Annotated in this window: 20 protein-coding genes, 1 tRNA gene and 1 pseudogene; 16 read left to right on the top strand and 6 right to left on the bottom strand. The window is 69.5% G+C overall.

What is annotated here, in order from left to right; all coding sequences use genetic code 11:
- Positions 1–215 precede the first annotated feature (215 nt).
- From LRS74_RS12660 to LRS74_RS12645, 4 genes are all read left to right on the top strand, one after another.
- Positions 216–2,681 (top strand): aminotransferase class III-fold pyridoxal phosphate-dependent enzyme, encoded by a 2,466-nt coding sequence (locus LRS74_RS12660; protein WP_277741104.1) that lies wholly within the window; start codon positions 216–218, stop codon positions 2,679–2,681.
- Between the two features lie 2 nt (positions 2,682–2,683).
- Positions 2,684–4,069: an aldehyde dehydrogenase family protein gene (locus tag LRS74_RS12655; protein WP_277741103.1), complete on the top strand. Its 1,386-nt coding sequence runs from the start codon at positions 2,684–2,686 to the stop codon at positions 4,067–4,069.
- Positions 4,070–4,790: 721 nt separating this feature from the next.
- On the top strand, positions 4,791–5,546 hold the full coding sequence (locus tag LRS74_RS12650) for a hypothetical protein (protein WP_277741102.1): 756 nt from the start codon (positions 4,791–4,793) through the stop codon (positions 5,544–5,546).
- Complete coding sequence (locus tag LRS74_RS12645) at positions 5,543–5,725, top strand: hypothetical protein (protein ID WP_277741101.1); 183 nt, start codon at positions 5,543–5,545, stop codon at positions 5,723–5,725. Before LRS74_RS12650 ends, LRS74_RS12645 begins: the two co-directional genes overlap by 4 nt.
- 1,994 nt (positions 5,726–7,719) lie before the next feature.
- Here the strand turns inward: LRS74_RS12645 and LRS74_RS12640 are convergent.
- The 3 genes from LRS74_RS12640 to LRS74_RS12630 are packed head-to-tail and all read right to left on the bottom strand — an operon-like array spanning position 7,720 to position 8,982.
- Positions 7,720–8,109 (bottom strand): hypothetical protein, encoded by a 390-nt coding sequence (locus LRS74_RS12640; RefSeq protein WP_277741100.1) that lies wholly within the window; start codon positions 8,107–8,109, stop codon positions 7,720–7,722.
- On the bottom strand, positions 8,103–8,528 hold the full coding sequence (locus LRS74_RS12635; protein WP_277741099.1) for an ATP-binding protein: 426 nt from the start codon (positions 8,526–8,528) through the stop codon (positions 8,103–8,105). Before LRS74_RS12635 ends, LRS74_RS12640 begins: the two co-directional genes overlap by 7 nt.
- 46 nt (positions 8,529–8,574) lie before the next feature.
- Entirely contained in the window at positions 8,575–8,982 is a 408-nt protein-coding gene (locus LRS74_RS12630) for an NUDIX hydrolase (protein ID WP_277744731.1), read from the bottom strand.
- A gap of 110 nt (positions 8,983–9,092) precedes the next feature.
- Between LRS74_RS12630 and LRS74_RS12625 the strand changes: the two genes are divergently transcribed.
- From LRS74_RS12625 to LRS74_RS12610, 4 genes are all read left to right on the top strand, one after another.
- Positions 9,093–9,881 carry a GntR family transcriptional regulator gene (locus LRS74_RS12625; RefSeq protein ID WP_277741098.1) on the top strand — a complete coding sequence of 263 codons (789 nt, stop codon included), beginning with the start codon at positions 9,093–9,095 and terminating at the stop codon, positions 9,879–9,881.
- 192 nt (positions 9,882–10,073) lie between these two features.
- A complete protein-coding gene (locus LRS74_RS12620; protein WP_277741097.1) occupies positions 10,074–10,427 on the top strand; it encodes a hypothetical protein in 354 nt (117 codons plus the stop codon).
- 5 nt (positions 10,428–10,432) lie between these two features.
- Positions 10,433–11,809 (top strand): FtsK/SpoIIIE domain-containing protein, encoded by a 1,377-nt coding sequence (locus LRS74_RS12615; RefSeq protein ID WP_277741096.1) that lies wholly within the window; start codon positions 10,433–10,435, stop codon positions 11,807–11,809.
- An 83-nt stretch (positions 11,810–11,892) separates the two neighbouring features.
- Positions 11,893–12,501 (top strand): DUF2637 domain-containing protein, encoded by a 609-nt coding sequence (locus tag LRS74_RS12610; protein WP_277741095.1) that lies wholly within the window; start codon positions 11,893–11,895, stop codon positions 12,499–12,501.
- On the opposite strand, the gene LRS74_RS12605 is transcribed toward LRS74_RS12610, so the two are convergent.
- Positions 12,450–13,321, bottom strand: a protein-coding gene (locus LRS74_RS12605) for an IS5 family transposase (protein WP_277738995.1) whose coding sequence is annotated in 2 segments (ribosomal slippage) — positions 12,450–12,961 and positions 12,961–13,321 — 873 coding nt in all. Because the reading frame shifts where the segments join, the coding sequence is not laid out codon by codon here. The two genes, LRS74_RS12610 and LRS74_RS12605, sit on opposite strands and share 52 nt — an antisense overlap.
- 114 nt (positions 13,322–13,435) lie before the next feature.
- On the opposite strand from LRS74_RS12605, the pseudogene LRS74_RS12600 reads away from it, so the two are divergent.
- The 8 genes and pseudogenes from LRS74_RS12600 to LRS74_RS12565 all read left to right on the top strand — a co-directional run.
- Positions 13,436–13,585: pseudogene (locus tag LRS74_RS12600) on the top strand (SpdA protein); the annotation flags it as partial.
- A gap of 16 nt (positions 13,586–13,601) precedes the next feature.
- Entirely contained in the window at positions 13,602–13,784 is a 183-nt protein-coding gene (locus LRS74_RS12595) for a hypothetical protein (protein WP_277741094.1), read from the top strand.
- Positions 13,781–13,972 carry a mobile element transfer protein gene (locus LRS74_RS12590; RefSeq protein ID WP_277744730.1) on the top strand — a complete coding sequence of 64 codons (192 nt, stop codon included), beginning with the start codon at positions 13,781–13,783 and terminating at the stop codon, positions 13,970–13,972. The genes LRS74_RS12595 and LRS74_RS12590 overlap by 4 nt, the downstream gene beginning before the upstream one ends.
- Positions 13,973–13,984: 12 nt before the next feature.
- Complete coding sequence (locus tag LRS74_RS12585) at positions 13,985–14,179, top strand: hypothetical protein (protein ID WP_277741093.1); 195 nt, start codon at positions 13,985–13,987, stop codon at positions 14,177–14,179.
- Between the two features lie 24 nt (positions 14,180–14,203).
- Positions 14,204–14,512 (top strand): hypothetical protein, encoded by a 309-nt coding sequence (locus LRS74_RS12580; protein ID WP_277741092.1) that lies wholly within the window; start codon positions 14,204–14,206, stop codon positions 14,510–14,512.
- A 158-nt stretch (positions 14,513–14,670) separates the two neighbouring features.
- The gene (locus tag LRS74_RS12575) at positions 14,671–15,975 is read left to right on the top strand and encodes a replication initiator (RefSeq protein WP_277744729.1); all 1,305 of its coding nucleotides are present in this window, start codon (positions 14,671–14,673) and stop codon (positions 15,973–15,975) included.
- The gene (locus LRS74_RS12570) at positions 15,968–16,147 is read left to right on the top strand and encodes a helix-turn-helix domain-containing protein (RefSeq protein WP_277741091.1); all 180 of its coding nucleotides are present in this window, start codon (positions 15,968–15,970) and stop codon (positions 16,145–16,147) included. The genes LRS74_RS12575 and LRS74_RS12570 overlap by 8 nt, the downstream gene beginning before the upstream one ends.
- Positions 16,147–17,313 (top strand): site-specific integrase, encoded by a 1,167-nt coding sequence (locus tag LRS74_RS12565; protein ID WP_277741090.1) that lies wholly within the window; start codon positions 16,147–16,149, stop codon positions 17,311–17,313. Before LRS74_RS12570 ends, LRS74_RS12565 begins: the two co-directional genes overlap by 1 nt.
- 68 nt (positions 17,314–17,381) lie before the next feature.
- Here LRS74_RS12565 and LRS74_RS12560 read toward each other — a convergent pair.
- Positions 17,382–17,457, bottom strand: a tRNA-Arg gene (locus LRS74_RS12560).
- A 125-nt stretch (positions 17,458–17,582) separates the two neighbouring features.
- Positions 17,583–19,898, bottom strand: a complete 2,316-nt coding sequence (locus LRS74_RS12555) for a glycoside hydrolase family 18 chitinase (RefSeq protein ID WP_277741089.1) — start codon at positions 19,896–19,898, stop codon at positions 17,583–17,585.
- Positions 19,899–20,078: the final 180 nt, after the last annotated feature.

Genomic DNA, 20,078 nt, shown 5'->3' with positions numbered 1-20,078 from the left:
GAAGGGTGTCGTGGCGGTGCCAAGCGCGCAGCGGTGTGGCGGTGGCGGAGCGTCGCGGAACCAGATGCCGATCACCGTCGAGGTGGAGAAGATTTTGTCCACGATATGACCTGGTTCGTTCGACCCTGTCGCTTCCCCTCTGCCTCGGCTTGCAGACTGATCCTTCGCGGAGAACCAGGAATGGAACTCCCGGTCGACTGTCGATGGGGGATGCGATGACGCGACTGGACCCGACGAGGGCACCGCTCATAGACGCGGACGTCCTGGTGAAACAAGACCGATCCCGGTTGATCCACCCACACCTGCCCGGCGACGTCACCGATCGCATCATCATGGTGGAGGGCTCCGGCTGCCGGTTACGCGACGCGCACGGCCGCGAGTACCTGGACGCCACCGGCGGGCTCATGCTCGCGCATGTCGGCCACGGACGGCGCGAGTTGGTCGAGGCCGCGGCCGGGCAGATGTCGAAACTGGAGTACTTCAGCAGCTTCCACGAGTTCACCAACGAACCCTCGATCAGGCTGGCGAGCCGGCTCATCGACCTGGCGCCCTCCCCGATGGAGCGGGTGTACTTCACCAGCGGCGGCGCGGAAGCGGTCGACGCCGCGCTGCGCATGGCCCGGCTGTACCACCACCGACGTGGCGAGCCGGAGCGGACGTGGATCCTCGCCCGCAACTTCGGGTACCACGGCGTCACGTACGGCGGCGGCGCGGCGACCGGTATGCCCATGTTCCACCAGGGCTTCGGCCCGATGCTGCCCCACGTCCGGCACCTGACGCCGCCGATGCCCTTCCACCCGGAGATGTACGGCGGCGAGGACCCCACCGAGTTCTGCCTGCGGGAGCTGCGGGAGACGATCGAGGAGATCGGCGCGGACAAGATCGCGGTCATGATCGGCGAGCCGATCCTCGGCGTGGCCGGCGTGGTCGAACCGCCGAGCGACTACTGGCCGCGGGTGCGCGAACTGCTCGACGCCCACGGGATTCTGCTCATTCTCGACGAGGTCATCACGGGGTTCGGCAGGACCGGGCACTGGTTCGCCGCCGAGCGGATGGGTGTCACGCCCGACTTCATCGTCACCGCCAAGGGGCTGACCTCGGGCTACTTCCCCATGGGCGCCCTGCTGGTGGCCGACCGCGTGGTCGACGTCGTCACCCGCGACGAGGGGTTCATCGGCGGGTACACCTACAGCGGTCACGCGACCGGCTGCGCGGTGGCGCTGACCAACCTCGACATCCTGGAGCGGGAGAACCTGCTCGCGGCCGCCGTCGAGGTCGGCGACCACCTCGGCGCCCAGCTGCGCCGGCTGGAGGAGTTGCCCACCGTCGGCCAGGTGCGCCAGATCGGCCTCATGATCGGCATCGAACTGGCCCAGGACCCGGACACCGGGGAGCCGCTGTCGGCCGAGTGGGTGCCGCCACTGGTCCGGGAGCGCAGCGGGATCATCATCCGCAACAACCCGAACACCGTGCTGATGAGCCCGCCCCTGGTGATGAGCCACGAGGAGGCGGATCGGGTGGCGACGGCGGTGGCCGACGTGCTCACCGAGCACGCGACCAAGGCCAGGAGGAGGGCGGCCGCGCCGGCACGGCCCCTGCCGGTGCTCGACACCCCGTGGGAACGGCCGCCTTCGATGTCGGACCTGCTCGCCGCCGCCATGGAGTGGCACTTCGACCCGAAGACGGGATCCCGCTTCTGGCTGGAGCGGGCGAAGAGCCTGGACTTCGACCCGCGTAAGGACATCCGTACCGAAGCCGACCTGACGCTGTTCCCGAACATCGTCGACGAGCTGCGTGACGTCCGCGTGGAGGACCTCGTCCCCCGGGGATACGGGGACGCGCCGATCCCGCTGGACGTCTTCGAGAGCGGCGGGACGACCGGTGCGCCCAAGCGCGTCGCCTGGCTTCCCGACCTCCACGAGCAGCTGAACTCGTGGCACAGCGGGGTCCTGGACGCCCGTGGTGTTCCCCACGGGGTGAACTGGCTGACGATCGGCCCGAGCGGACCGCACATGTTCGCCCCCATGGGGCGGACGCTGGCGCACCGCCGGGGCGGCGTCCCGCTCACCGTGGACCTCGACCCGCGATGGGTCAAGAAGTGCGTCGGGGAGGGGCGCTCCGAGGACACGAGGAGGTACCTGGCACACGTCCTCGACCAGGTCGGGTGGATCCTGCGGAGTCAGGACGTCGGCGTCATCTTCACCACGCCGCCGCTGCTGGAGGCGTTGGCCGACGACGAGGAGCTGGCCGAGCTCATCAACCGCAAGGTGCGCACCCTCATCTGGGGCGGTGCCTCGATGAGCGTCGACACCCGCAGCCTGTTCCGCGACGAGGTGTTCCCCGAGGCGCAACTGCTCGGCTTCTACGGGAGCACCATGGTCGGCGCCGGTATGTACGAGCGAGCGGGGCTGGCCGCGGACGAGCCGTCCACCTTCGACCCGCCGTACCCGTTCGTCAGCATGAGGGTCGTCGACCCGGACACCGGCAGGACGGTGCCCTACGGCGAACGCGGCCAGGTGGTCATGAGCCACATCAGCCGCAGCATGCTGATCCCGAACAACCTCGAACGGGACACCGCGATCCGCCGTCCCGCCGCCGAGGGCCTCGGCGGCGACGCGGTCGCCGACATCAAGCCGGTCCCGACGTTCGACGGCACCACCGTCGTCGAGGGGGTGTACTGACGATGGCCGGTTCTCCGACACCGGTCCACCTCGACGCCCTCGGCCCCAAGGGCCCCTATCGGGCGCAGGCGAGAGAGGTCGTCCACGACGTCACCGGTCGGCCGGTCGCGGAGCTGAGCATGGTGCCGCGGCTGTACGCGCGGCGCGGCATGGCGGCGCTGCGGCGGGCGGAGACGGCGCCGTTGGACGAGCGGGTACGGGCACTGGCCGAGGCGGGCCGGCTGTTCGCCACCGCCACCGTCAACGGCATGTCCGTCGACGAGTACCAGCACGCCGTGGCCCGGGTGAGCGGCCTGCCGATCTCGATCGTGCGGGAGGCCACCCGGAACACCGCGACCGGTCTGGCCGGCGCGTACGGCTTCGCCGCCCAGGCCCGACCGCGCGGCAGCCGCGACGCGTCGAACGGCGCCGGCACCGCGGTGTGGATCCGGCGGGGCGACGTGTTCGCCGTGCTCACCGCCGGCAACCACCCGGGGGTCCACGTGCAGTGGGTGGAGGCGCTGGCACTCGGCTACCGCGTCGCGGTACGCCCCTCGCGACGCGAACCGCTGAGCGCGCACCGGCTGGTCACCGCCCTGCACGAGGCCGGCTTCGGCAGGGACCAGGTCATCCTCCTGCCCTCCGACCACGGCGTCGCCGACGACCTGGTCGAGGGCGCCGACCTGGCCATGGTCTACGGCGGCGACGCCGTGATGGACAAGTACCGGGCCAGCACCACCGTGCTGCCGCACGGACCGGGCCGGGCCAAGATCCTGATCACCGCGGACACCGACGTCATGCGGCATCTCGACACGATCGTCGACTCGATCAGCCAGGAGGCCGGCGCCGGCTGCGTCAACACCACGGCCGTCTTCGTCGAAGGCGACCCGGCCCCGGTGGCCAAGGCCGTCGCCGACCGCCTGGCCGACCTCCCCTCACTGCCACCGGAGGACGACCGGGCCGTGCTGCCGGTCAAGCGGTTGGACGCCGCCCTCGCCCTGGAGAAGCACCTCCACGCCGAGGCCGCCGGGGCCACGCCGTGGCTCGGCGGCGACACCATCGTCGCCGACCTCGGCGACGGCGCCGCGGCGCTGCGCCCCGCGGTGTTCCAGCTCGACCGCGCCGACGCCCCACAGGCACGCCTGGAGATGCCGTTCCCCTGCGTGTGGATCGCGCCGTGGAGCCGCGCCGACGGCCTGGCCCCGCTGCGCGACACGATCGTGCTCACCGCTCTCACGTCGGACCAGGCCCTGGTGCGGCGCCTCCTCGACGAACCGACCATCGGCAACCTCCACGTCGGCGACCACCCCACCCATGTACTGGTCCCCGGCCTGCCGCATGACGGATACCTCGGCGAGTTCCTCATGCGGAGCAAGACCTTCACGAACGCGGCGTGGGGGCTGTCCTAGCCCTCACCGCGGCCGGTGCGGCCGCTCACGTGAAAAGGCCCCGGACCATGACCGGTCCGGGGCCTTCACGTGGGGAGGTCGTGGCTGTTCTGGAGGACGAGCAGCCTGATGAACACGTTGGCGGGATGTCGGTCGTGGGCTCTGCTGCCGAGCCCACGACCTTGAAGTGAGCGCCCGAGCCGGTTCCGGCATTATCTCCCGCCCTGAGGTGGGGAGTTGCAAGGCCCGAGGGTCTTACGGCACTATCGCTGGCTGGGCCGGATAGGCGGCCTGTCCCGGCACCGCGCTGCCCCGTCTGCGGTGCCACCAGAGGGGCGAAGAAGCCAGCGCTGCACCTGTCGTAATCAGAATCTGTTCTTGCGCGCCCACGCTCGGGCGTACCGGTCAGTTTTCGAGTTCTCAGGGGCGGCAGCACTCGAGGACGGATCGAATCATGGCTGCTGGTGGTCGTCTCACCCGCCTTGCTCGCGCCCGAAGCTGCTACTCGGGGGAGCCGTTCCAATACGCCTCAGAGGCACTTCGGGCTCATCGGCAGGTTCCATTCCTCCCGAATGCGCTCGGCGAACAAGCACTCCTCGAAGCTCAGGTGATGAAGGAGCTCGGCCGCGGAGGGGAGTGGTGGGCACACCCGGTGGGAATCGCCGGCATGCGTCTAACGCCTGGGCAATCCGTCGTGGTTCTGGATAGTCACAGTGGGTCCCGTCCTGGCCGGAAGTTCCCGATGGCCGACTACGCGCTGGCGCATCTGCTTCCGTCTGCAGAACCCGGAGTCCAGGTCGGCGGTGTGATGCGGCTGCGTGTCGCCGGTGTCCGGAACGCGGATCTTCACCTCAAACTGGTCAACACCGACAGCCGATTGGTGCTGAGGGGAGCCCCGGGCACCCGTTGGCGCCCCTTGCTCGCACAACGAAGGCGTGACCTGGAAGAGGGCGGCTTCGTGCCCCTGTGGGATGAAGCCGAACCATCGCCCTACGAACTGGAGGACGAGCGTGAGCTCGCCTCACTCGTGCAAACGGATCGGGATCTGGCATGGCTCGGCTCAGGGCTCCTCCGCCGTATCGCGATCTTCCAGAACTTCAGCACTGCTTACTCAACTCGCTCCTGGATCACCGGGGATCAGTGGATCTTCGAGCTGGATACGCATCGCGACGTATCTCTCGCACACGACGCATTTCTCGACCGCCTCATGGACGATGTCTGGGGCTTGCCGCTGAGGATCATGCGCCGCCACTGCGACTGCAGCCTGCAGGGGACAGCACGGCGGGGCTATCAGTGCACCTTCTACCTGGAGCACCAGCATCCCGACGTGCCAGGGGTCATGCAGATCCGCTTCAGGTGGGGGGACCCTGTTTACGGCGACGACGCGCGACAGAGGCTGGAAGACCTCAACGCCGATCGAGACTGGCTCGACAGAGTGCTGCCAGGCCGAACCGGTCGGCCCAGTGGCCCGGCTGTGCGGGAGGGCGGATCCCGATGAGCTGGGACAGCCTCGCCCTGTTGATCCTGGCTCTGTCAGGTGCCCTGAGTCTGCTGCTGTCGCAGGCGCGCGATGTCATGACGAAGACGGCAGAGGTCATCCACGCGTGGCGTGAAATTCGACAGAGCCTGCGGGCAGAGGGAAGGAGCCAGAGCCAGCAGGACCCGCCACACGATTGAAGCCGCTGATCGCTGGCGAGCCGGGGTGGCGTGAGCAACGAGACCTTCGACGCGCTTCGTGATCACGGGTGCTGCTGTTCAATGTCGACTCTGAACTGAGAAGCGCCCTGGCATTCGAACGAACACCAGGGCGCTCTACCGTCCCGACCAGCGGCCTAGCTGGTGCCCCCGGCAGGATTCGAACCTGCGACACCCGCTTTAGGAGTTCGATTTCTGGTCGTCCCGGCCGCACCCTTGGGCAGCATCGGCTTCCATGTCCGGCCGCTCAGGGCCGCTGGCGTCCGGCGTCGTTGATGTCAGGTGTGGATGTCAGCCGCTGAACAACTCCGGGTGTGGGCACGGCTCCAAGTCGCCCTGCGGACGGTCGGCCCACTTCCGCCACGCATGACCGTCGAGGCAACGCCATAGTGTGCGGCAACCTCGTTTGCCGTCGTCCTTCCGGCCACAGAGCACGAAGCCGCCGGCCTCCAGCAACCTGCCGCACCGGGGACAGGCAGTCGAGGACTCAGACGTCATGCTGCGCACCCTATAGCTGAACTGCAACGGCTCCGGAGGCCCCTGCGCTGTCGAAGGTTTCGGCAGGCTGCGGGCGTATGCGCCCGTCTTGAGGCGACTGCTAGTCCACACACAGTCCACCGTCGGGACCGAGAGCGATGGTCGGCGCTGAAGACTTCGCTCTTAGAGTCTTAGCGCAGGGATGGTCGCGATGAAGCTACGTCCCGCCCGGCTGGGCGATGACGAAACCAGGCATCCCTGGAAGGAACGGGGGCGGGTACCCAGATTCCTTCGCGCATTTGCTGCAGCAGAACAAAGGAAGATCTTCCTCGTCTGCGTAGTCGAATACTGACTCGGGGGTACATTCGAGAAGTTTGCCTATCATGATTGTGGCCTGATCGGGTTCAGTGCCAAGGGACATTAGGCCCGCTACCAGCCACTGCCCGTTGCCTCGAAAGTGTAGAACCGTGTCGGTGGGGGAATTGCACCCTATGCAAGTCGGATTCATGGTTCCTGGCCGTTCTGGTTGATGCGTGGGGGGCTGTGTGAGTCGTCTCGCTGGACAACTCCGGGTGAGGGCTGAACCCGCTATATCTGCTGCGACTCCGGGCGTCTCACCCCGGATGTGGCGACGGCGATGGTCGCGATCAGTGCAGCTAGCGCGGCGGCGCAGGATGCACTCCCGGTGTTCGTAAAGTACTTCTTCTTGAGGGAGTCCATGTCTATGAGTTCATAGTCGGCATTGCGCAAGTTGCATTTTGCCAGCAATGCAATGGCGAAAGCTAGTTGGTCCCGATCGCCTGTGGACTCACATTCAAGGGAAAAGGTGTAAGTGCAGGCGTCTACCACCACGCCTGAGTGGCCCTGGTGATAAACGGCCCCAATTTCGGAAAGGGGTACTCTCGAGTGCGTGGCGCCCGGGATGATTAGTGTGCTATCTGTCAATGTAATTGTGTTCCCGACGCATTGGGCGATCTGTATCCCTGGAGGTGCGGATCGATAGGCGACGATTCGCTCCTGATAGCTCATGATGGTCCCACTTCGCAGCAGATGCTGTACCTAAAACAATTACAACTCCTCCTTGTTGAGGCCGCAATTCGATCCTCTGCTAGGGGGTGGTAAGGCTGCGCAGGTCGGTGGAGCGGCTTTGGCCGGTGGCCTGCCCGGTCTGGGGTCGGGCATGGTCAGGGGGCCGTACGCTGGCCAGGCAACTCGGGCAGGCTTGCCCCTGCCCGCAATGAGCACGAGTGGCCCCCTGGCCTTGCCCGACGCGGGACCCGGATCGGGGAGGTGGGTAAAGCCGTGGAGCCGACCCCCAGCCACGACGGCGCTCTTCTCCTCAGCCAAGGTGGCCGCTGCTGCCGCGCGGCCGGGCGGACCGGGCTGGAGCGGGGCGGAGACAGGAGCGGCGGCCCGGGGAGCCGGGCCGCGCGCGGCGAGCTTGCGAGCCGCCTTGAACCTGTAGAGAAGGTTGTAACTCAGCGGTTCTGGTGTGGACTTCAGGTCAGCTTGTACGGGGTGGGGCACTGGAACTGTTCCGCGCATGCCGGGAGCCGGGTGGCCGTGCGGTGGGCGAGGGGCAGGAAGATGACCGGTCGGGCGGTCCACCGCATCTCGCTGTCCTGGTGCCGGAGGGTGAAGGATGCCGGTTCGCCGTTGCTGAGGGCGTTCTCCATGTCCTTGTAGCCGCGGTCGACCCAGTCCCACGCCTCGGCGCCGGCATCCAGGTCGAGGGCGAACGAGATGGTGCGGATGGTGATGCGGATCCATCGGGTGGCCTGCTCGGGGCTGTGCTGCTCGATGGCGGCGACCTGGTCCGCGTGGGACTCGCCGGGGGAGTGGATGAGGCACTCGCACCAGTAGCCGTGGACAACGGGGAAGGTCAGCATGCTTCGGCTCCTGCCGTGGGTGCGTGGAGTTCGGCGGTGACGGTGCGGCCTCGTTCGTTGCCGGTGACGTCGAGGCGGTAGGCCAGGGTCATGACGATGCTGAGTCCGCGGCCGTGGGTTCCCTCCGGCTCGGACCTCGGGGCGTGCGGCTTGCCGGGCCGGCTGCCGGAGTCGCTGACCGAGACCACGACCAGGTGCTCGGAGCGGGACAGCGTGATGTGGAAGGTGCCCGTGTCGGCGCCGCTCACGGAGTGGATGAGGGCATTGGTGCCCAGCTCGCTCACGATCAGCTCGGCGTCGTCGACGCAGGGATGTCCGCTGAGGATGTCGCGGGTCCAGCGGCGGGCGCGGGCTACCTCTTCGTGGAGACCTGGACAGATCAGTCCCCAGACGCGCACTCTACTCGTATACTCGTCCATACAAGTTCCTCCGTGCTGGTGAGCGGCCATGGGCGGGGTGTCTGTGCTAGATGAGTCGCACGCCGTCGTGGGCGCGGACGGCAGGCGGGGACGCGTTGTCGAGCGCGTCGAGGACGCGGATCGCGTACGCCTCGTCGGCGAGCTCGGTGACCTCCTCGCGGGTGGCCCAGCGCAGGGCGCGGGTCTCCGCTCCGGTGGTCGGGGTGCCGTCCATGGCCTCGCAGCGGAAGACCATGGAGACGATCAGGGCGGACATGTTCTTGTAGACGCCGGTGAGGGTCGCGGGAAGCGCGATCTTGATGCCGGTCTCTTCGAGGACTTCGCGTTGCAGGGCGTCGGGGATGGTTTCTCCGCGTTCGAGCACGCCGCCCGGCGGTTCCCACTTACCGTTGTCCCGCCGCTTGATCAGCAGGGCGCGGCCCGCGTCGTCGACGATGACCCCGGCGACGCTCACGGAGTGCGGGCGGTCAGTGCTCACGTTCCTCGGCCCTCTCGGCTGACTAGGCTCTCCACCGTAGCAACACGGGTCAGCCGCTCGTCTAGATACCTAAAGGAGTTAGCCGCATGTCTCCCCTTGCCTCCGGCGTTCTGGGCGCGCTGGACCCGACCAGTGATCGCGCCGTGTTCCGGCAGATCGCCGACCAGCTGCGCGAAGCGATCGACAAGGGACGCTTCCGGGAGGGCGACAAGCTCCCCTCGGAGACGGAGCTGGTCGAACACTTCGGCGTCTCGCGCATGACCGTCCGCAACGCCCTCTCCCTCCTCCAACAGGAGGGGCTCGCCGTCTCCGAACACGGCAAGGGCGTCTTCGTCCGGCCGCGGCCGCCGGTCCGGCGCCTGGCCTCCGACCGCTTCGCCCGCCGCCATCGCGATCAGGGGAAGTCGGCGTTCACCGTGGAGGCGGAAGCCGCCGGGGGCCATCCCGAGGTGGACAGCCTGGAGGTGAAGGAGGAGCGGCCCTCCCAGGACATCGCCGCCCGCCTCGGCTCGCCGCGGAAGGTCCTCGCCCGGCGGCGCCGGTACCTGCTCGACGGCCGACCGGTGGAGTTCGCCACCTCGTACCTCCCGCTCGACCTGGCGCGGAACACCCCGATCGCCCAGCCCAACCCCGGCCCTGGCGGCATCTACGCCCGGCTGGAGGAGATGGGGCATCGCCTCGACCACTTCGACGAGGAGATCCGGGCCCGCATGCCCTCCCCGCAGGAGGTGCGCACCCTGCAACTCGCCTCCGGTGTGCCGGTCATCCACCTGATCCGCACGGCATTCGATGCCGAGGGGCGCGCGGTCGAGGTCTGCGACACCGTGATGGCGGCCGACGCGTACGTCCTCGCCTACCAGTTGCCCGCCACCTGACAGCACGTCGGATGGGGCGCTGTCCGGCGCACCTCCGCGACTCGTACACCTCAACACACATACTCGTATAGACGAGTTGGCAAGTTGTGTGGCACAGTGGACCGCGTTCCCGCTCGGTCGGGTTCGTTCGATGCAACTCATCTAGACAACTAGATGCCCTGTGTCATCTGTGCGAGAGCAAGGAGAAGTGCAGTGCGTTCCATTCGAGTTGAGACCTCCGGTGCCACCATCCTGCTGACCGAGGCGCCGGAGCCGAAGGTGAAGGACAGGAAGACCGGCGAGATAGCCAAGGACGCGCAAAGCGGTGAGGCGCTGATGCGGCTGGGCGTCGTCTACATCGAGGGAGGGGAGTCCTCCCTCGTGCAGGTCACCGTGCCGGAAAGCGGGGTGACGGACGGGCTGATCCTCGGTTCGCCGGTCACGCTCATCGGGCTCGTCGCCCGGCCCTGGGAAAGCGTCTTCAACGGGCAGCAGCGGCACGGCATCGCCTACCGGGCCGAGGCCATCGCCCCGGCCGCCCTGCCGGTTCACGGGTCGGCGGCCTGAGTCCGATGGTCGACGCCATGACGCTGATGGAGGTGGGCGGTCCCGTCGCTGCGACGGTGGGCGGAGCCGCCTACCTCCGGGCCAGCCACCCCGCGGCCTACTGGTCGACCATCGGGTTACCGGTCTCCACGGTGCGGCTCCTCGGCTCATACGGGTCTGTCATGGACTCCTGCGGGCTGACCGTCCCGCCGTCGCGGCTGCGCGTCTGGGCGACCCGGGCGCTTACGCACCGGGAGGTCCGGCCCGTTCCGCCGCGTCGGGGGATGATCCGCCCGACCTCGACCGGGCTCCGCCTTCGGCTGCGGCTGGCACCGGGGCAGGAACCCGCGGACGTCGCTGCCTCCGCCGAACGGCTACGGCACGCCTGGGGAGTTCACGCCGTCCACGTCTCGGTGGTCAAACCCGGCGTGGTCGAACTGCGGCTCGTCGGATATGACGTCCTGCGGAAGGTGCGGATGCCCCGCGGGGACGGGGGTGGATTCCTGAGGGTGCCGGTGGCGCTCCGGGAGGACGCGACGCCGTTCGTACGGGACTACCGCACCGTGCCACACCAGCTCACCCTGGGCGCCACGCTCTCGGGGAAGTCCATGTTCCTGCGGCACCTGATAGCCGGCCTCGCCCGGCAACCGGTCGCCCTGGTCGGCATCGACTGCAAGCGGGGCGTGGAACTGGCACCCTTCGCCCCACGCCTGTCGGCCCTGGCCACCGACCCCACGCAGGCCGCCGCACTGCTCCCCGCCCTCATCGGGCTCATGGAAGAGCGGTACGACCTGATCAAGGCCCGGCAAGGCATCGCCCTGGACACCCCCAACGAGGAGATCACCTCCGACATCTGGGGACTGCCGGACGATGAACGGCCCGTGCCGGTGGTGCTGTTCGTCGACGAGGTCGCAGAACTCTTCCTCGTCGCTACCCGCAAGGACGAGGAACGGCGGGACGAGATGGTCACCCAGCTCATCCGGCTCGCCCAGCTCGGCCGGGCAGCCGGCATCTACCTGGAGGTGTGCGGGCAGCGCTTCGGGGCCGAACTGGGCAAGGGCGCCACCATGCTCCGCGCCCAGCTCTCCGGCCGCGTCTGCCACCGGGTGAACGACGAAGCCTCGGCAAAGATGGCGCTCGGCGACATCGCCCCCGAAGCGGTCGGCGCGGCCTGCGCCATCGCCCCCGAACTGCCTGGCCTGGCGGTCGCTGGGGACACGTCCGGCGGCTGGTCCCGCATCCGTACGCCCTATCTGTCGCTGGGCGACGCGGCCGCGGTCTGCCGGGAGTACGTCCACCTCGTGCCGGACCTGCCCGCCCTTGACCCCTTCCGGCCCGCCATGCCCGCCCGGGCGGCGAGTGCTCCCGAGGCATCGCCGAAGTCGGTGCCGGTCCTCGACTGATCCCGCCACCCCACGGCCGGTGCGGCCGACTCCGCGCCACGTCCCTACCCCCGCCATGCCTGATACCGGAAGGAGGCTCGCCCATGCGTGCTCACCTGGCACGCGTCGACGCCGTACTCGTACAGGCGGTCATCGCCGCCGCCCTCTCCTTCGCCCACCTCCACGACCTTGCCTCGGCGGCCGGACAGGACGGCTGGAAAGCCTGGGCTTATCCCGTCTCCGTCGACCTGCTGCTTGTCGCGGCCTGGCGCCGGCTGCGGTCGGGCTCGTCCAAGGCGGCGGGTTGGTGCTGGTTCGTCATCGCGCTGGCCGCCTCCCTGGGTGCCAACGTCGCCACCGCGGGACTCCTCGATCTGACCGACGTACCGGCCTGGCTCCGGATCCTGGTCGCCGGATGGCCGGCCGTGGCTTTCCTTGGCGGGACCCTGCTCGCCCACACCACCGTGCCCTCCTCGGCCGGAAGCGGCGACCGGGACACCGGAGAGAAACGAGACCGGCGACCACCCACCGTAAGGCGGACCCACCGCACAGGGCGGCAGGCTGGCGTGGTCGCCGGTCCACTCGAAACCCGCCGATCAACGCAACCGGGCGCCCAGCCGCGTGATCAGAGGCAGGGCAAGCCTAGGCGGTTTCGTTTGGATCACCGAGCGGACCAGAGGAAGATGCCCGCGATGTGGAGTCCGGCCAGGTAGATGACCGCTGTCTTCTCGTAGCGGGTGGCGATCCCTCGCCACTGCTTCAGGCGGTTGATGCACCGCTCGACGGTATTGCGCTGCTTGTACGCGTCACGGTCGAAAGCGGGTGGCCTCCCACCGTGTCTGCCGCGACGCAGCCGGTGGCCGCGCTGATCCGCCCGGGTGGGGATCACTGCCCGGATGCCGCGCTGGCGTAGATGCTCGCGGATCGCACGTGAGGAGTACGCCTTGTCGGCCAGGACGACGTCCGGCCTGGTGCGAGGTCGTCCACGTCGGCGGGGAACGCGCAGACGGGCCATGACCTCGCCGAAGGCGGGTGCATCGCCGGCCTGGCCGGCCGTGAGGACGAAGGCCAGGGGCCGGCAGTCGCCGTCGGCCGCGAGGTGGATCTTCGTGGTCAGCCCGCCGCGGGACCGGCCGATGGCGTGGTCGGCCGGTTCTCCAGCCGGGGCCCCCTTTTGCGGGCCCCGGCAGCGTGCTGGTGTGCTCGCACGATCGTGGAGTCCACAGAGACGGCCCAGTTCAGGTCCTCGTCCGCGTCGGCCTGGGCTATGAGAGCGGTGAACACTCGCTCCCAGGTGCCGTCGACGGCCCACATACGCAGCCGGTTGTAGACGCCTCGCCAGTTGCCGTACTTCTCCGGAAGGTGCACCCACTGGGTTCCGGTCTGGAACTTGAAGGCGATCGCGTCGATCACCTCCCGATGGTCCCGCCACCGACCACCGCGCCTCGGCGTCCGGTCCGGGAGCAACGGCTCGATCCGCGCCCACTGCGCGTCAGTCAACGGCACACCCAGACCAACGACCGGCTGATCCAAACGAAACTGCCTAGCGGTAGTGCTCACGAGCCGCTCACGCGCTCCTCCGTAGAGCAACGACAGGTGCCGACCTCGGACTTGACGCCGTCAGACGTCGGTCCGCCCACGACGGTTCACGTCCCGCCCGCCCTGGTCAACCACGCCCGGAAGCTCGCCGACGAACACCACGCCCGCACCGGCGCCCCCATCGACACCGACACCCTCCGCGCCCGCCTCGGCGTCCCGGCGCCGCTCGCGGACGCCATCGCCGCCCAACTCGCCTGAAAGGAATCGATCTCCCATGGCTGGACGCCTGCCCACCCGATCCGAATACCTCGACGCCGCCCAGGAGATGGCAGCCACCGGTCACCCGACCCTCGCACGGCTCCTCGCCGAGGAGGCTGCCGACCGCACCGACGACCCCGCCGAGGCGGCCCGCATCCTGCGCGAGTTCTCCGGCCGCAGCCTCCGCCGGGAGGGCTGAGCATGCTCCGCCGCTTCCGCGACGTCGCCCGCATCGGCCCCGTACGCGTCGGCACCGCCCACGACCAGCGCGGCCGAGAGAAGCACACCGCCGCGTGCACGGCCCCGAACTGCGGCTTCTCCGCCGACTACGACAGCCGCGCCGCCGCCGAGTTGGCCGCGCGCACCCACCGCTGCCCCGTCCGCTGAAGGGACCTGCCCGTGACCGTCAGCCTGCCCCTGGTCTTTGTCCTCGGAATCGTCGTCTGGCTCGCGATCAAGTTCCTCGGTGTCCGCCTCTGGGTCGCCGCCGTGATCGCGCTGTTCGGCTTCTGGCTCTCCGAAACCGCCCTCGCCCCGCCGATCGAGTCCGGCACGCGCTCCGGCGTGGACGTCGTCAACGGCTCACATGACTAGACGAGTAGTCGAGAGGTGATCTCCGTGTTCCGACCGAAGTACCCGGAAGCCCCGGTCCTGCCGTCTTCCCACGTGATCGGTCCCGCCGTCCACGTGACCCGGCCCGGTCACGCCCCGGCGTGCTCCTGCCAGCACCTCGCCGCCCCCGCCCCGGCCCGCCGCATGGCGCCGTCGATCGGGGCCGGCGCCGGTGCGATCGCCGCCGTCGTCACGGTCGGCATCGTCCTGACGGCCCTGCTCGCCGCGGTCGCCGTCGCGGCCGTGTCCGTCGCCGTGGCCGCCGTCGTCCTGCGCTCTCTGCTCACCGGCCAGCGGGACCACCACCGCCGCTGACCCGCCCATGACCGCCGGGGCGGCCTCGATACCGCCAAGCATCCGCCGCCCCGGCGGCCCAGCCCCTCACGACCGACGCCGCAAGAGGAGTCACCATCATCACCCGCGCCACCCCGCCGCCGCTGCCCGAACTCGGCACCCTGGCGGCCCTCGGCACCCTGCCCGCCCTGCTCCGCCAGCTCTCCGGCCTCGGCGGCTGCACCCGTCCCATCCGCCTCGACGGCCACCGCACCGAGCACCACGTCGACCGACGAACCGGCGAGATCGGCCGCGTACTGCACCACCTGGACTCGGCCGACCTGCCCGCCGGCCACCTCCTCGTGCGCTGCAACAACCGCCGCGTCACCCGCTGCCCCGCCTGCGCCGAGACCTACCGCCGCGACACCTTCCACCTGATCACCGCCGGACTCCGCGGCGGCAAAGGCGTCCCCGAACGGGTCGCCACACACCCCCGCGTCTTCGCCACCTTCACCGCACCAGGCTTCGGCCCGGTCCACAACCGACCCAAAGGGCCCGGCGGCACGGTGCGGCCCTGCCGCTGCGGCGCCCGCCACGACCAGGACGACGCCCTCCTCGGCACCCCGCTCGACCCCGACCGCTACGACTACGAAGCCGCCGTCCTCTGGAACGCGCACGCCGGACCCCTGTGGCGACGCTTCTCCGTCTACCTCCGCCGGGAGATCGCCAAGCGGGCCGGCCTCACCCAACGAGCCCTTCGCCACCACGCCCGGCTGTCCTTCGCCAAGGTCGCCGAGTACCAGAAACGCGGCGCCGTCCACTTCCACGCCGTCATACGCCTCGACGGACCCGACGGCGGCGACACCCCGCCCCCGGCCTGGGCTACCGTCGCCCTCCTGGACGACGCCATCCGCGCCGCCGCCTCCAAGGCCAAGGTCGCCGGTCCCGTGATCGACGGCCGTGCCCGCACCTTCGCCTTCGGTGAGCAGCTCGACGTACGGCCGATCCGCGGGCCCGAACTCGACCACGGCACCGAGCTGACCGAACGCGCTGTCGCCGCCTACATCGCCAAGTACGCCACCAAGGGAGCCGAGACCGCGACGGGCGCCCTTGACCGGCCCCTCCGGTTCATCGCTGAACTCGCGCAGCTCGACATCACCGAGCACGCCTGCCGGCTGATCCGCACCGCCTGGTCCCTGGGCGCCCGCAAGGACCTGGAACACCTCCGGCTCCGCGCCTGGGCCCACATGCTCGGCTTCCGCGGCCACTTCTCCACCAAGTCCCGCCGCTACTCCACCACCCTCGGCGCACTCCGCGACACCCGCGCCGCCTGGCGCCGCGCCCAGGCCAACGCCTCCACCACCGGCCCCGACCAGGACGACGACACCACGCTCGTCCTCGCCCACTGGGCCTACGCCGGGGCCGGCCTCACCCCGGCTGAGGAATGGCTCGCCGCCACCATCACCCCCGCCTCCGGAACGGAAGGAGAACCCACCCATGGCTGACGAGCTGCTCACCGTGCCGGAGGTCATGGCCCGGCTCAAGCTCGGTCGCTCCACCGTCTACGACCTGATCCGCTCGCACCGCCTGGTCTCCATCACCATCGGCCGCGCCCGACGCATACCCGCCGCCGCACTCCGCGACTTCATCACCCACCAGATTGCCGAGGCCGCCTGATGCCACCGCAGCGCAAGCGCAACCCCAACGGCGCGGGCACCATCACCAAGCGCAAGGACGGCCGGTACCAGTGCGCCGTCTACGTCCTTCAGCCGGACGGCACCCGCGCCCGCAAGTTCGCCTACGGCAAGACCTGGACCGAGTGCGACACCAAGCGTCGCGATCTCCTGGCCAAGGTGGACTCCGGCATACCGGTGCCCACCAAGTCGGCCAAGCTCGCCGAGTGGCTGCCGTACTGGCTGGAGAACGTCGTCAAACCGCGCCGCAAGCTGAGCACGTACGACAAGTACGAGGCGCACGTGCGGCTGTACCTGGTGCCGTTGATCGGAGCCAAGCGACTGGAGTCTCTCGGCGTCACCGACGTACGCCGCTTTCTGGTCCAGTTGGAGCGGAAGACCACCGCGGCCACGGCGAAGGAATCGCACCGGGTGCTCCGCACCGCGCTCTCGGCCGCCTGCCGGGAAGAACTGATCACGCGCAACGTGGCGAGCCTCGTCGAGCCACCCCGTGCCAAGGCCCGTGAGCTGACCCCGTGGACCCTTGACGAGACCCTGGGCTTCCTCGCCGCTGCCCGCCGGGATCCGCTGTACGCGGCCTTCGTCCTCGCCATCACCATGGGGCTACGCCGGGGTGAGATCGTCGGCCTTCGCTGGGCTGACGTCGACCTGGAGAAGCGCGTTCTCTACGTCCGCCAGCAGACGCAGCGTCGGCGCGGAGTGCTCTACGACGACGACCCGAAGGGCCGGCGCCGTCGTGCGGTACCGCTGCCCGCGATGTGCATCGCACCGCTTCGGTGGCACCGGATGCGGCAGGTGGACATCCGGGAGCGCGCGGGGGAGAAGTGGAAGGGGGACGGCGGTCACGTCTTCACCACTCGGACCGGGCACCCCGTGGAGCCGCGCAACCTCTACCGCTCGTTCACGCGAGTGGCCGAGAAGGCCGGGCTTCGCGTCATTCGGCTCCACGATGCCCGCCACGGGTGTGCGACGCTTCTCACCGCCGCCGGCGTGGCTCCCCGCGTCGTGATGGAGATCCTCGGGCACAGTCAGATCAGCATCACCATGGACGTCTACACCCACGTCGTCCAGGACACCCAGCGCGAGGCCATCAGCCACATGGACCGGCTGCTCAAGCGGCGCCCTGGCCCGGGTACCGTCCCTGGCTGACCGCCGCGGTTGATGTCAGAAGTGGATGTCAAAGGCCCCGGACCATGATCGGTCCGGGGCCTTCGCGCTGGTGCCCCCGGCAGGATTCGAACCTGCGACACCCGCTTTAGGAGAGCGGTGCTCTATCCCCTGAGCTACGGAGGCGGGGGGATCACGCGGATCCGGCGACTAGCCTAGCGGATCCCGCCTCCGCGCTGGCAAGAATCTCCTTTCCGCAGGTCAGTGCGGGTGTGTGGGGGACGGGGAGGGGTGGAGGAGGGAGGGGAGGGTCAGCGGAGGCCGGTGTCGAGGGCGGTCATCAGGGTGCCGCTGTCGCCGGACATCTCCCAGACCATCCCGCCGAGGAGGCCCCTGCTCTTGATGTACGCGGTCTTCTTGCCGATGGACCAGGCGTCGTCGAAGGTCCACCACTGGCCGTTCGGGCCGGTGTAGCCGTAGGTGGCCACCGACTGCTCGTCGTGGTGCACGGTCAGGTTGGGGAGGGAGGCGATGAGGTTGTCGTAGCCGCGGGTGCCGGCCTCCTCGGGGAACTGGCCGGGGGCGGCGCCGCCCGCCTTCTGCCACTCGCCCTTCGCGCCGCCGTCCTCGACCTGCTGCCAGCCGCGGCCGTAGAAGGCCAGGCCGACGGTGAGCTTCCTGGCCGGGACGCCGGCGTCCAGGTAGACCTTCACCGTGTCGTCGACGTTGAACTTCGTGGTGTACGGGTCCTGGGCGTCCCGGTAGAGGTTGCCGGCGTGGCCGGTGCGGTCGGGTTCCCAGGAGTTGTCGTTGCCCGAGCCGTGGAAGTCGTAGCCCTGGACGTTGGCGAAGTCCATGTAGTCGAAGACGCTGGGCGTGCCGTCCCTGGTGGTGATGTCCCAGCCGGCCGCGATCTTGGCCGGGTCGGCCGGGGTGAAGGCGGTGAGCAGGTACTTCTTGCCCGTGGTCGTGGAGAGCGCGTCGAGTTGCCTGCGGAACTCGGCGAACAGCAGGGTGTTGTTCGCCTTGTCCTCGGGTGACCAGTGGTTGCCCGGGTGGCCCTCGGCGCCGGGCCACTCCCAGTCGAGGTCGATGCCGTCGAAGACGCCGGCGGCCACGCCGGTGCCGCCGCGGCCGTTGACCACCGGCAGGTTGCCCTTGATGTACATGTCGACGCAGGACTTGACGAACTTCTGGCGGGAGCCCTCGGTCTTGGCCGCGTCGGAGAAGTACTTGCTGTACGTCCAGCCGCCGAGGGAGATGGTCGTCTTCAGGTGCGGGTACTTGGCCTTGAGCTTCTTCAGTTGGTTGAAGTTGCCGGCCAGCGGCTGGTTCCAGGTGTCCCCGACGCCGTCCACGGACTCGCCGGCGGCGAAGCCCTTCTCGTAGTCGGCCCAGGAGTCCCCGGCCCCGTCACCCTGGTTGGGGTCCTGGGGGTTGGGGGTGGTGGCCTTGGTGACGCCGTTGAGGCAGGTCAGCTCGGTCGGGTGGAGGTTGGAGAAGGCGTAGTTGACGTGGGTGAGCCTGGCGGCGGCGCCGTTGGTGTCGAGCTTCCTGATCGGGAAGGCGCGGCCGTAGATGCCCCACTGGGTGAAGTAGCCCACCTTGACTCGTTCGGTGGGGTTGTCCCCGCCCTGGGTGCGCACCGTGGTGGGCGGGCTCGCCGGGCCCGTCTGGCCGGCGGTGTCGCGGGCCACGACGGTGTACGTGTAGTCGGTGCCCGGGGTCAGGCCGGTGTCGGTGTACGAGGTGGAGTCGGAGGTGCCGACGACCGTGCCGCCGCGCAGCACGTCGTAGTTCTTGATCCCCTTGTCGTCCGTGGCCGCGGTCCAGGTCAGTGCGAGGCCCGTCTGGGTGATCTCGCTCGCCTGAGGTGCGCCGGGGGCGCCCGGCGGCTCGTCGGTCCCGGAGCCCGAGGTCCGGAGGGTGGTGGGCGGGCTCGCCGGGCCCGTCTGGCCCGCCGAGTCCCGGGCCACCACCGTGTAGGTGTAGGCGGTGCCCGGGGTCAGGCCCGTGTCGGTGTACGAGGTCGCACCGGTGGTGCCGACGACCGACCCGTCGCGGAGCAGGTCGTAGTTCTTGACGCCCTTGTCGTCGGTGGCGGCCGGCCAGTTCAGCGAGATCGAGGTGGCCGTGACGCCGGTGGACGTGGGGGCTCCGGGGGCGCTCGGCGGGGTGTCGGTGGGTGGCGCGCCGTCGCAGGAGCCGCCGTCCAGCGTGCAGCTGGACGGCTCGCCGTCGCCGCCGGCGACGAAGCCGAAGCTGGCGCTGGCGCCGGGCGCGATGGTGCCGTTGTACTCGCGGTTGCGGGCCGTGTGGTGGCCGCCGGAGGTGGTGACCAGCGCGTCCCAGTACGCGCCGACGGAGGTTCCGGAGGGGAAGTCCCACTCCACGGTCCAGGAGTTGATCGTCGTGGTGCCGGTGTTCTTGATGGTGAACTGGCCCTGGAAGCCGCCGTCCCAGCTGGAGGTCTTGGCGAAGGTGGCGGTGGCCGCCGCGGCCGCCGTCGACTCCGTCGGGGCCGCCGAGGCGGCGGGGGTGGCGAGGCCGGCCAGTGCGGCGACGGGCAGCAGGAAGGCGGTCAGCGCCGCCGTCCCTAAGCGTGGTGAGCGTCGTACGCGTCTCAAGGGTGCTCCTCGCGTCGGGGGGGTGTGACGGCCCGCGCGTGCGCGCACGGGCCGGTGAGTGAGGAACCTGCACCGCCCGGGGAGGCGCGCCCCGGAGATCACGCCTCGGAGGTCGCCTCGGAGACCTGCTCCGAACCACCCCGAGCCCTCCGGAGATGGACTTGTCGCGCTCACCCCGCA

The organism is Streptomyces sp. LX-29, from assembly GCF_029541745.1.
Classification (GTDB): domain Bacteria; phylum Actinomycetota; class Actinomycetes; order Streptomycetales; family Streptomycetaceae; genus Streptomyces.
The sequence above is the reverse complement of the archived record's forward strand: the minus strand, read 5'-3'. Positions and strand labels throughout refer to the sequence as shown.

Excerpts from the sequence above, each read along its gene's own strand:
- LRS74_RS12660 (WP_277741104.1), top strand. The coding sequence starts at position 216 with ATGACGCGACTGGACCCGACGAGGGCACCGCTCATAGACGCGGACGTC.
- LRS74_RS12645 (WP_277741101.1), top strand. The coding sequence starts at position 5,543 with ATGAGCTGGGACAGCCTCGCCCTGTTGATCCTGGCTCTGTCAGGTGCC.
- LRS74_RS12595 (WP_277741094.1), top strand. The coding sequence starts at position 13,602 with ATGGCTGGACGCCTGCCCACCCGATCCGAATACCTCGACGCCGCCCAG.
- LRS74_RS12610 (WP_277741095.1), top strand. The coding sequence starts at position 11,893 with ATGCGTGCTCACCTGGCACGCGTCGACGCCGTACTCGTACAGGCGGTC.
- LRS74_RS12615 (WP_277741096.1), top strand. The coding sequence starts at position 10,433 with ATGGTCGACGCCATGACGCTGATGGAGGTGGGCGGTCCCGTCGCTGCG.
- LRS74_RS12640 (WP_277741100.1), bottom strand. The coding sequence starts at position 8,109 with ATGCTGACCTTCCCCGTTGTCCACGGCTACTGGTGCGAGTGCCTCATC.
- LRS74_RS12635 (WP_277741099.1), bottom strand. The coding sequence starts at position 8,528 with ATGGACGAGTATACGAGTAGAGTGCGCGTCTGGGGACTGATCTGTCCA.
- LRS74_RS12570 (WP_277741091.1), top strand. The coding sequence starts at position 15,968 with ATGGCTGACGAGCTGCTCACCGTGCCGGAGGTCATGGCCCGGCTCAAG.
- LRS74_RS12565 (WP_277741090.1), top strand. The coding sequence starts at position 16,147 with ATGCCACCGCAGCGCAAGCGCAACCCCAACGGCGCGGGCACCATCACC.
- LRS74_RS12625 (WP_277741098.1), top strand. The coding sequence starts at position 9,093 with ATGTCTCCCCTTGCCTCCGGCGTTCTGGGCGCGCTGGACCCGACCAGT.
- LRS74_RS12655 (WP_277741103.1), top strand. The coding sequence starts at position 2,684 with ATGGCCGGTTCTCCGACACCGGTCCACCTCGACGCCCTCGGCCCCAAG.
- LRS74_RS12650 (WP_277741102.1), top strand. The coding sequence starts at position 4,791 with ATGGCCGACTACGCGCTGGCGCATCTGCTTCCGTCTGCAGAACCCGGA.